The sequence below is a fragment of the Prevotella sp. TCVGH genome, from assembly GCF_023522295.1.
In the GTDB taxonomy this organism is placed as follows: domain Bacteria; phylum Bacteroidota; class Bacteroidia; order Bacteroidales; family Bacteroidaceae; genus Prevotella; species Prevotella timonensis.
The window spans coordinates 26,533-35,238 of record NZ_QFFX01000030.1; the positions used below are offsets into that span (position 1 = coordinate 26,533).

Genomic DNA, 8,706 nt, shown 5'->3' on the forward strand with positions numbered 1-8,706 from the left:
CTTTCTTTTGCTTCTTTGCTTTGGTCGCCTGCCTGTTCAAAGACAAAGAAAAGAAGCCACGCAAATTTTCGGTTTGCGTGGCTCTTGGTTTTATAAAAGCTGTTTTTTTACACATTTGTTATTCTGTCTATTCGTCTGTTAGGGTGTTTGTCGAAAGCCCAATTTATCTCATCATCGGGTAGGGTGCTGTAAATACTTCCACCCATGACCAACCCACAATGTTGCAGGACTTTCTGCCGTGCTTCCTCCTTGCTCTCTGCAACAACATCGAATACGCCATCGAAAACATATTGCGTATATACCAAAAATCTCTGTTTCATCTTCGCAATCTTAAAATTCAACCTTTAATAATCTGTGTTCCTTTGGCTCTCCATTGGATAATTTGCGATGTTTAAGCCAAAAGTGATGTGCACCATAGCCGTATGCAAAGAACTTGACAAGTTCCGTTTCTTCGGCTATTTTATTGATTGCCGACCTTAACTCTTCCTTGTTTTCGGACAGGGTTATCGCATTGATAACCCTGATGAGTATGTGTGGTATCTCGTCCGCACTGTTATAGATAATGTTTTCAATCTCTGTTTTCATATCTGTGTCTATTTAATTGTTTGTTTTATGCAGTAGCTTTCATCCGCTGGCTGATTAGCCTACGATTGGCATTGACAAGGTTTACTATCTGTTCGTGGTACTCGGTATTCTTGTTGCACACTCCACGACTTTGCACCACCTCAAATGATTTCAGTGATACCTCTATTGTTTCTATCCGCTTGCCCTCAATGGTAGCCGACAGGATTAGTGAGTCCTCTTTAAGATAATATTCGTTGGAGAATACGCAATGGTGCATGGTCGCTCCCTCCTCCAAATGTTCACGCACGCTCTCCAATACGTGGACTTGGATTGTGCCGTCCGTGAAATGGATACCGAAGAATTTGGATTTGAGTTCCTTGAAACGTTTTTCGTCTTCCATAGCCTTCTTTTGCTTCTGTTGTATCTCCTCCCTTTCACGCAATCTGAGGAGTTCATTGTGTCTGCGGTCGTGTTCGGATTTGAGGTGGGTGGGGCAAAGAAACTTCGGGCTGTGAATGTCTTTGCCCAACCTGCGGAGTGTGTCTGCATAGTCGCACCAAAGGGAAATGTCTGTTATCTCATATCCATTACGGTTGGCTATCTTGTAGGACTGCCAATAATTGTCGAAGTTTCGAGGAGTATTGAGAAAATAGCGTAAATGTTCAAACCGTTCTGCTTTCATCAATGTTTCTGCACGGCTGTCAGAAAGCAAGGCAGGAATGAGTGTTGTCGGGGGTATTTCGTGAAAATAATCCTTGAAACCATTTCGGCGGAGCGTGTCTGATACTTTGAACTTCGGATATATCTGCGAATAGGCTGCATATCGGTAGGCTTCGTTGTCGTTACGGATAGCCATAGGGGTATAGTAAGAAAAGGTATCAACATATCTGCCCAATGTGCGTGGAATGGCAACAATGGCTTGCCGTCCTTGTGCGTTCCACCAATACTGACCGATTTCAAGCACATAGTGTCCAGCCTTGCAGCCTTTCTCCATTTCAGCCACGAGGAGGAACATCCGCAACACTTGGTATTCTCCGCAAGCGGTAAGTGTCGTGAAATAGTGCTTTTGCTGCAATTTCCTTTGGAATGTGTCCTTGACCTGCAACTTTGCCCTGCAATGAGGGCAAGTGCAAGTTTTTCTATGTTTGTTCAGTGTCCAACTATGTCCACAGTCCATACAAGTGGTGCGACCTTTGGGCAAACGGTAGGCAAAGTGGTTGATGCACTCACGGAATGCCCATCTGCTTTGTGTCTTGGTTATCGGGCGAAGGTTCTTGCTCTCGGTAAGGACTGCCTTCTCAAATTTGTTTCTCGGTTTCATAGGCTTAAAAATCAAATAGTGATGGTTGTACTTGGGTTGCTATGTTCTCGGTCTTTTTAACTCGTGCGTTACGGCTCTGTATTTTGGCAAGTTCCTCACGCTGATATTGCTTAATGGCTTCCTGCCTTGCTTCGGCTTTTTCTTCCTCTGTGAGTTCTACCATGTGATTGACCATTACTTGGCAATTGGTAGGCTTGCCAATCTCTAAATTGTCCTCATCATAGTAGTGAACAGCCATAGAGAAGATTTCATCATCATCAAAGCCGTTGCAACCGCTTTTCTGCACTTCATTAAGAATGTAGGTGATGCACTCCTCGATATTCTTGTTAGGTTTCATCAAGTTAGGGGCAAACAAGGGGTCTGTCATAGCACGCTGATTAAGATACTCGGCTATTGTCCGTGTGAAATGTTCTGTTCCTTTCATATTGCTTAGTATTTTGGAATTTCTACTATTTGATTGATGCGCCCATATAGGTAGGCTCTTAGGCTGGTGCGGTCGGGTGCGTAATACTCTGTCCATTGTCCGTATTGATTGACAAGATATTTCTTCAGTACATCAAAGAAGTCAAAGCGATAGCCTTGCAGGGGTACGGCTGTTCGGAAAAAGGTGTTTGAGTTTACCGCTTCACATAGCCAATTCTTTTCCTCACGGCTCATACACTCTCCACGATTGAGTTTCACACGCAGGAGATATATTTTGCTGTTACAAAGGCTCTCCAAAGGGGAAACGTCCCACTGCACAAACTTCGTAGCCACTACTTGCTCCCTCTTTTCAGCCACAGGGTTAATGCGGTAATGAGAGGAGGAGCTATATCCTTTTCTGTTCATCGAAGATGTTGTATTTACTTTTTGCTTATCCATAGCGACATTTTTTTTATGCGTCCAAAGATCGGAGTATGCTGATTCCTTTTTGTAGCAAAATAGAGGTAGCTGGGCAGGCTTGCACAAGGTTTTGGCGGAAAATACTACCCGTAGGTGTGGAGATTTTCCAGACAAACCAAGCGGCATAGACCTTTTGAAAGCCACAAGCCCCGTACTACCTTTGCGGATAAAAAGGGAGCAGCATCCGTCTTCTTGTTATCGCATATCGTGGAGCATCGGAAAAGAAGCAAAAGTGCAACGCTCGTAGTAGAATAAAGAAAAGGTGGCTATCTCAAAATGCGAGATAACCACCTGATGAAATAAAACGAAGGTTTTACAGAGTTGTGCTTCTCAAAGCACGCAGAGCAGGATGGCACAGACAATCGCCAGCCAGAAGAGAATGCTCAGCAGCGTAAATGCCACTTTCAGAATTACCCTGACTATAAAGCGTAGTATCAGAAAACCTGCAATAACTGACACGACAGTTACGACCTGTGGCGTTACTATCTTCGAGATAAGCCAAATGGCGCCGATAACGATGGAAAGCAGGATTGCGAGTTCGATGAAGCGTGTCCAACCGAAGCGGCGGACTTGCTTGGGAGAAGTCGGCTGCTGCTTGTCATTATCGGTTTTGTTCGATGCGTCTACCTTGATGAAGGCAGGTGTGTGAACGTCTTGATTCATGATGATTGTATTCATATAGGAGCTTTTTATAGTTTCAAGAGCAGTTACAAGATGCGCAGACTACACAAAGACAAGTGTTTGAAAAAACTCTTGGCGTGTGGAGTGGAGCGTTTATCTTGGCTCTTGACACTACAAAAGCTCCAGATGGTGCTACATCAAGTCATGTTCTCACCGCCTATCGTTGGCAGACCATTGACCTCTATGAGCAGAACGATTGTTCCTGTCAGTTCGGTGTAGAGTTTCTCATACTCTGGTGTTGCGCCAAAGTCGTCAGTCAGCTCATACTTGTCGAAAACGCTTTGCACAGCCTTATTCTTCAGAAGCATTGGTGTTAGTCTTTCGGGGAGCGGAGAGGGCAGTTCCTTCTCAAACTCATTCTCCAAGACAGATACAAGTGTGTCATACTTGGAAAAATGAAGTCCTTGATGCAAGACTTCACTTGCCATGGTTTCCGCCTCTGGGTGAGAAAAACCTTGTGCTATTGCATCGCAGTAGGTGGTAAGGGCTTCATCGGCTCTTGACGTTATGAATGGTTTATCACCCAGCATTTCGGGGAAATGCTCACTGAGGTAGTTCTCTAACTTCAAACGGAAGTAAGAAAGCTCTTTCTTTGTTGTTGTCATAATCTTCTTGGTTTAGGGTTTTACATTATTTTGAGTTGATGCCCATAGCAACATTGAACTTGTCTAACTTGCCAGCCAATTGTTCCATATCGTGTTCTATCTTCTTATTGGTTATACGGGCATAAATTTGTGTAGTTTTAATGTTGGTATGCCCCAACATCTTCGATACACTTTCCATAGGAACACCCTTGCTGAGCGACATGGTTGCAAACGTATGTCGGGCAAGATGGAAGGTCAGATTCTTCTTGATGCCACAAATGTCGGCAATTTCTTTCAAATATGCGTTGGTTTTCTGATTCGTTAGGATGGGAAATAGTTTGCCGTCCCGATAGGTCTTATGACTGTACTTGGCAATGATACTCTTGGGAATGTCAAGCAATAAAACATTTGTCTCCACATTTGTTTTCTGTCTCTTGGTCATAATCCACTGCTTATCATCAAGTGTTACGATATTGTCTGGTGTGAGATTGGAAACATCAATATATGCTAGACCTGTGAAACATGAAAAGATGAAAACATCCCTTACTAACTCTAAGCGTTGAATAGCAATTTCCTTGTTGGCTATCTTCATAATTTCCTCATCCGTGAGAAAACCTCGATTGACAGGCTCCAAGTGAAAACGATGATTGAGGAAGGGGTCGTGAAGAAGATAACCACGTTTTTGAGCATAGATAGTTACGGTCTTGAGTGCCTTCATCTTCTTGACTGATGTGTTGTAAGCGCAACCTGCCACTGTACTCAGATATAACTCAAAATCCTGTACCACGGATGGTGTGAACTCTGTCAGTCCTACATCCTTTCTTCCATACTTATGAATAAGGAATTCTGCGAAATGCCTTCTTAAAACGCTGTACTTTTGTAGGCTGTCTTTGCTGATGGTGTGTCCGACGCGTTGCCTGATGTCTTCGTTGAATCTGTCGAATACAGGGAGGAAAGTTGTATACTCTCTGTCTTTTCCCACAAAATAAGATCGGATTTTCTCCAATGACAGGGAGGAGTCGTCCTCAAATTTGTGATAGATGTTATTCAGTGTAGCAGAAATAGAGTCCAATGCGGCATTGGCGGATAAAGCTTCAGCCGTCCGACCTTTGAGCCGACTTGTGGCATTGTTCCATACTGTCTTGTCCACGAATATTTTCGTAGATCCGAAATTAGCCATCTCTCCGTTAAGGAATACTCGGAGCATTACAGGCGACTTTCCTTCTTTGTTCTCATAGTTTGAACGTAGGTAGAAGGACACCTTGAAATTTGTTCTCATAATGCATCATTCTTTTGTGTAGCACTCGGCTGCAAAGTTAATACTTAATACATTGAAAAAGAAAGAGTTGATGCCGTCAATATGGTATTCAAAATCCCGTCATTGCTACATTTTTTATTGCTACAATTTTTGTGTAGCAGTTTATGTAGCAGAATTTGACCGAATGATGATTGTCAAAACATAGGGTTATGCCGTCAGGCGATAGAGGTATATACAAAGAAAAATCGTTGTAAAACCTTGATTTTACAACGATTAGCAAATTTTTGAAGGCTAAATTGACAACCTTTGTGAAGTCCTTTTGAAGCCTATTTGCGGAGAGAGAGGGATTAAGACTTCTATACAAAATAATTAAACATTATTATCAAAAGTAATCACAAGATTCTGATTATTAGTAAATTGATGATAAGATTTGAAATGAATTTATTTTATTGATAATAGAAGTTCTAATACTCCGATAAAAAAAAGTGGGTCAAGCGGTGGGTCAAAGAAAAGGGTTCAAAAAATCCGTGTTAACAAAATTATGGAAAAACATCGAAAATAATTTTTTACAAAATTAAAAAAGTGGGTCAAAAGAGGATTAATAGCTGATTGATTTGATTAACTTTGAAATAAAAGTTATCAGATATGATCATTAAGCGAACGATAAAATTCTCAATCCAAAACCAACGTAACGCTGGTAGCAGACTTCGTATGCGAGTGTCATTCAATGGGTGCAGGGTGGATTTTCAAACAGGGATTATATTGAATAAGGAGTATTGGGATGACTTACAACAGCGTGTTTTGCCCTTAAACTCTAATGCTGCCCTTGCTACAGACCTGAATGATCAGCTTTCACAGATGCAGACAGATATGATAGCAGTATTTCGTGAATATGAACTAAGAAATGTGATGCCATCTATTTCTGAACTTCGAAATTCATACAATAAACAGGTCGCTTCACACTCCCCAACAAGGGAACAGAATGACGACAAAAGTGGTACTCTTAATGTGCAACAAGTAGATAAAAAAGAGCCAAAGACAAAAAAGAAAGGATTATGGGCATACTTTGATGAATTTGTCAAAGTCAATGGAAAGTTGAACGACTGGACAGATGCAACTCACGAAAAGTTTGCAGCACTTCGAAATCATCTATTTGGCTTTGACCCAAAACTAACATTTGAAAAATTTGATGAAGATGGCATAGCTAATTTCATTGAGTATCTTGGCAAGAAAAGTATGAAGAATAGTACAATCAATAAGCAACTTAGTTTTCTAAGGTGGTTTTTGCGCTGGTGCTATGATAAAGGTTATCATGCTAATCGTACATTTGAATACTACAAGCCAAAGTTGAAAAATGCAGCTAAGCGTGTTGTCTTCTTGACAGCAGAAGAACTGAATACGCTCGAAACGTATCAGATTCCTGCTAAAAACGTAGCTCTTGGCCCAATTCGTGATGTATTCCTTTTCACCTGCTATACAGGCTTACGCTATTCGGATGCTTGTAACCTTACCTGGGACGACATTCACAATGGTAAGATAGAGATAGTAACAGTTAAAACATCTGACCGTATTCTTATCGAAATCAATTCGAAAGCACAAGCTATACTGGATAAGTACAATGAGTTTCATCTTCCAGGGAAGAAAGTATTACCAGTAGTAAGCAATCAAAAAATGAATAAACATCTACACTCTCTCTGTAAGCTTGCAGGTATCGACGAGCCTATTAAGACGACACACTATGAAGGAAATAAGCGTATTGACGATGTGCAGCCTAAATACGAACTTATTGGTACCCATTGTGGACGACGTACATTCATTTGTACGGCATTGGCTAAAGGCATACCGCCTAGTGTAGTAATGAAATGGACTGGGCATAGCGATTATAAAGCAATGAAGCCTTATATTGATATTGCCGATGAGGTGAAATCTGAATATATGAAGCAATTCGACGAGTAAAAAAATCAGCAAAACATTTGGTATGAAATAATATTTATTATCTTTGTAATGTCGTTTCGATGCACTTTAATACATTTGTCGACTAGGTAGATAGTTTTCTTCCCGGCACTCTTTAATACAATTCTCGGCACGACCAGCAGCCTTTATTTTTTAGGCTATCACTATGTATTAACGTATTAAAGTGTAAAATATGGAATTATCAGAATCATTCTTACAAACACCATTGGCACAATTGTCTGTTAAGGATTTCGTCAGTCTTTTGAAAGAATACCAAGGCAGCTATAAAACATCATCAGAACAGTTGTTCGATGAAGAATCATGGGTGTCTGGATATAAAAATCTTGCTAAATATCTTCATTGTAGTGTCCCTACGGTCTGTCGTCTTGTAAAGAGTGGCAAAATCGATCCTGCCATCAGAAGGATAGGTGCCACCTGTTGGTTTGACAAAAATAAGATACGAGATTTAATGAAGGTATGAGACATGAAGAAATTCTTTAAATCAATAAATTTAGTAGAATGGCTCCAGATTAGAAAAAAAAGGAATTATCAGTTCCAGACTACTAAATGCAGAATAAATTCTTGGCAGCAGTTTTCAGATACTATGTCACTATTGGCTATCGTTGCTGGTGTCATAACTATCATTACTAAAAGAATAAACAAAAAAGTGAATTAGAGATATAACTTATGCTTTAGCAACCATATTCACGTCAGACCGCAACAAGGATGAATAAACTTATCAAAAGAAGGTATAATTTGGTATATTGTTTGAGAAAGAAGGGAGTCAGATGCCTGTCCAAGGAGCGAATTATATTCTTTCCTTACAATCAAAATCCAAACACAATCAGACAGATAAGTTGCTTGTGTCGAGAATATCACTTCCATGTTCAATTAGAACTTCCATAACACATTTTGAATAAAAATAGTAAAGAACGATAAATAGGAGAAATAATATGCCCATCAAACCCGAAAATAAATTACGCTACCCGAGTAACTGGAAACAGATTAGAACTTCCATTCTTGAGCGTGCGCACAATTGCTGTGAGTTCAGTGGCGTGGAAAACCATACCTATCGCTACAACGAGCGCACGAAACATATGGCAAGGATTGTCTTGACGATAGCTCACCTTGACCATACTCCAGAGCATTGTAGCCCTGAAAATCTCCGTGCTTTATGCCAACGGTGTCACAATCGTTATGATGCAGAACATCGGAAAGAAACTCGATTGAATAGATAAAAAGAAGGAACTATGACACGAGAAAATCTGTTTTTAAGACTAAGGGAAGAGGGAATAATCTTCAACGAAGACATGATCACGGAAGTTTTCGATTATATGCGAGAGAACTTGTACGGTGACGAGGTTCTTGACGTGATTGCTGATTAATAATAAGTTACTATGTTTGCAAAGGCTAACACACGGAGACAAGTCGGATGCCGCTCTTCGGAGGCTTCGCGCCTCCGG

12 protein-coding genes are annotated in these 8,706 nt (G+C 40.8%); 4 read left to right on the forward strand and 8 right to left on the reverse strand.

The genetic code is table 11. The annotated features are described in order from the left end of the window. Nucleotides 1-107: 107 nt before the first annotated feature. The 8 genes from DEM91_RS07215 to DEM91_RS07250 all read right to left on the reverse strand — a co-directional run bounded on the left by DEM91_RS07215 (nucleotide 108) and on the right by DEM91_RS07250 (nucleotide 5,311). Nucleotides 108-320: a hypothetical protein gene (locus DEM91_RS07215; protein WP_025064820.1), complete on the reverse strand. Its 213-nt coding sequence runs from the start codon at nucleotides 318-320 to the stop codon at nucleotides 108-110. Between the two features lie 10 nt (nucleotides 321-330). Further along, nucleotides 331-585: a hypothetical protein gene (locus DEM91_RS07220; RefSeq protein ID WP_249858446.1), complete on the reverse strand. Its 255-nt coding sequence runs from the start codon at nucleotides 583-585 to the stop codon at nucleotides 331-333. 25 nt (nucleotides 586-610) lie between these two features. Further along, on the reverse strand, nucleotides 611-1,885 hold the full coding sequence (locus tag DEM91_RS07225) for a PcfJ domain-containing protein (protein ID WP_249858447.1): 1,275 nt from the start codon (nucleotides 1,883-1,885) through the stop codon (nucleotides 611-613). Between the two features lie 4 nt (nucleotides 1,886-1,889). Next, nucleotides 1,890-2,309 (reverse strand): PcfK-like family protein, encoded by a 420-nt coding sequence (locus tag DEM91_RS07230; protein ID WP_102285018.1) that lies wholly within the window; start codon nucleotides 2,307-2,309, stop codon nucleotides 1,890-1,892. A gap of 5 nt (nucleotides 2,310-2,314) precedes the next feature. Further along, the gene (locus DEM91_RS07235; protein ID WP_025064817.1) at nucleotides 2,315-2,746 is read right to left on the reverse strand and encodes a hypothetical protein; all 432 of its coding nucleotides are present in this window, start codon (nucleotides 2,744-2,746) and stop codon (nucleotides 2,315-2,317) included. Nucleotides 2,747-3,097: 351 nt separating this feature from the next. Then, nucleotides 3,098-3,445 (reverse strand): hypothetical protein, encoded by a 348-nt coding sequence (locus tag DEM91_RS07240; protein WP_025064816.1) that lies wholly within the window; start codon nucleotides 3,443-3,445, stop codon nucleotides 3,098-3,100. 140 nt (nucleotides 3,446-3,585) lie between these two features. Beyond that, entirely contained in the window at nucleotides 3,586-4,053 is a 468-nt protein-coding gene (locus tag DEM91_RS07245) for a DUF1896 domain-containing protein (protein WP_249858448.1), read from the reverse strand. Between the two features lie 25 nt (nucleotides 4,054-4,078). Continuing rightward, nucleotides 4,079-5,311, reverse strand: coding sequence for a site-specific integrase (locus DEM91_RS07250; RefSeq protein ID WP_021668766.1), 1,233 nt, complete (start codon nucleotides 5,309-5,311; stop codon nucleotides 4,079-4,081). 624 nt (nucleotides 5,312-5,935) lie between these two features. Between DEM91_RS07250 and DEM91_RS07255 the strand changes: the two genes are divergently transcribed. From DEM91_RS07255 to DEM91_RS12565, 4 genes are all read left to right on the forward strand, one after another. Beyond that, nucleotides 5,936-7,246 carry a site-specific integrase gene (locus DEM91_RS07255; RefSeq protein ID WP_195254037.1) on the forward strand — a complete coding sequence of 437 codons (1,311 nt, stop codon included), beginning with the start codon at nucleotides 5,936-5,938 and terminating at the stop codon, nucleotides 7,244-7,246. A gap of 190 nt (nucleotides 7,247-7,436) precedes the next feature. After that, nucleotides 7,437-7,724, forward strand: coding sequence for a DUF3853 family protein (locus DEM91_RS07260; RefSeq protein ID WP_195254038.1), 288 nt, complete (start codon nucleotides 7,437-7,439; stop codon nucleotides 7,722-7,724). A 472-nt stretch (nucleotides 7,725-8,196) separates the two neighbouring features. Continuing rightward, nucleotides 8,197-8,481: a hypothetical protein gene (locus tag DEM91_RS07265; RefSeq protein ID WP_249858449.1), complete on the forward strand. Its 285-nt coding sequence runs from the start codon at nucleotides 8,197-8,199 to the stop codon at nucleotides 8,479-8,481. Nucleotides 8,482-8,493: 12 nt separating this feature from the next. Then, on the forward strand, nucleotides 8,494-8,628 hold the full coding sequence (locus DEM91_RS12565; protein WP_262893466.1) for a hypothetical protein: 135 nt from the start codon (nucleotides 8,494-8,496) through the stop codon (nucleotides 8,626-8,628). Nucleotides 8,629-8,706 lie beyond the last annotated feature (78 nt).

Excerpts from the sequence above, each read along its gene's own strand:
- DEM91_RS07265 (WP_249858449.1), top strand. The coding sequence starts at position 8,197 with ATGCCCATCAAACCCGAAAATAAATTACGCTACCCGAGTAACTGGAAA.
- DEM91_RS07230 (WP_102285018.1), bottom strand. The coding sequence starts at position 2,309 with ATGAAAGGAACAGAACATTTCACACGGACAATAGCCGAGTATCTTAAT.
- DEM91_RS07245 (WP_249858448.1), bottom strand. The coding sequence starts at position 4,053 with ATGACAACAACAAAGAAAGAGCTTTCTTACTTCCGTTTGAAGTTAGAG.
- DEM91_RS07250 (WP_021668766.1), bottom strand. The coding sequence starts at position 5,311 with ATGAGAACAAATTTCAAGGTGTCCTTCTACCTACGTTCAAACTATGAG.
- DEM91_RS07235 (WP_025064817.1), bottom strand. The coding sequence starts at position 2,746 with ATGGATAAGCAAAAAGTAAATACAACATCTTCGATGAACAGAAAAGGA.
- DEM91_RS07220 (WP_249858446.1), bottom strand. The coding sequence starts at position 585 with ATGAAAACAGAGATTGAAAACATTATCTATAACAGTGCGGACGAGATA.
- DEM91_RS07215 (WP_025064820.1), bottom strand. The coding sequence starts at position 320 with ATGAAACAGAGATTTTTGGTATATACGCAATATGTTTTCGATGGCGTA.
- DEM91_RS12565 (WP_262893466.1), top strand. The coding sequence starts at position 8,494 with ATGACACGAGAAAATCTGTTTTTAAGACTAAGGGAAGAGGGAATAATC.
- DEM91_RS07255 (WP_195254037.1), top strand. The coding sequence starts at position 5,936 with ATGATCATTAAGCGAACGATAAAATTCTCAATCCAAAACCAACGTAAC.
- DEM91_RS07260 (WP_195254038.1), top strand. The coding sequence starts at position 7,437 with ATGGAATTATCAGAATCATTCTTACAAACACCATTGGCACAATTGTCT.
- DEM91_RS07240 (WP_025064816.1), bottom strand. The coding sequence starts at position 3,445 with ATGAATACAATCATCATGAATCAAGACGTTCACACACCTGCCTTCATC.
- DEM91_RS07225 (WP_249858447.1), bottom strand. The coding sequence starts at position 1,885 with ATGAAACCGAGAAACAAATTTGAGAAGGCAGTCCTTACCGAGAGCAAG.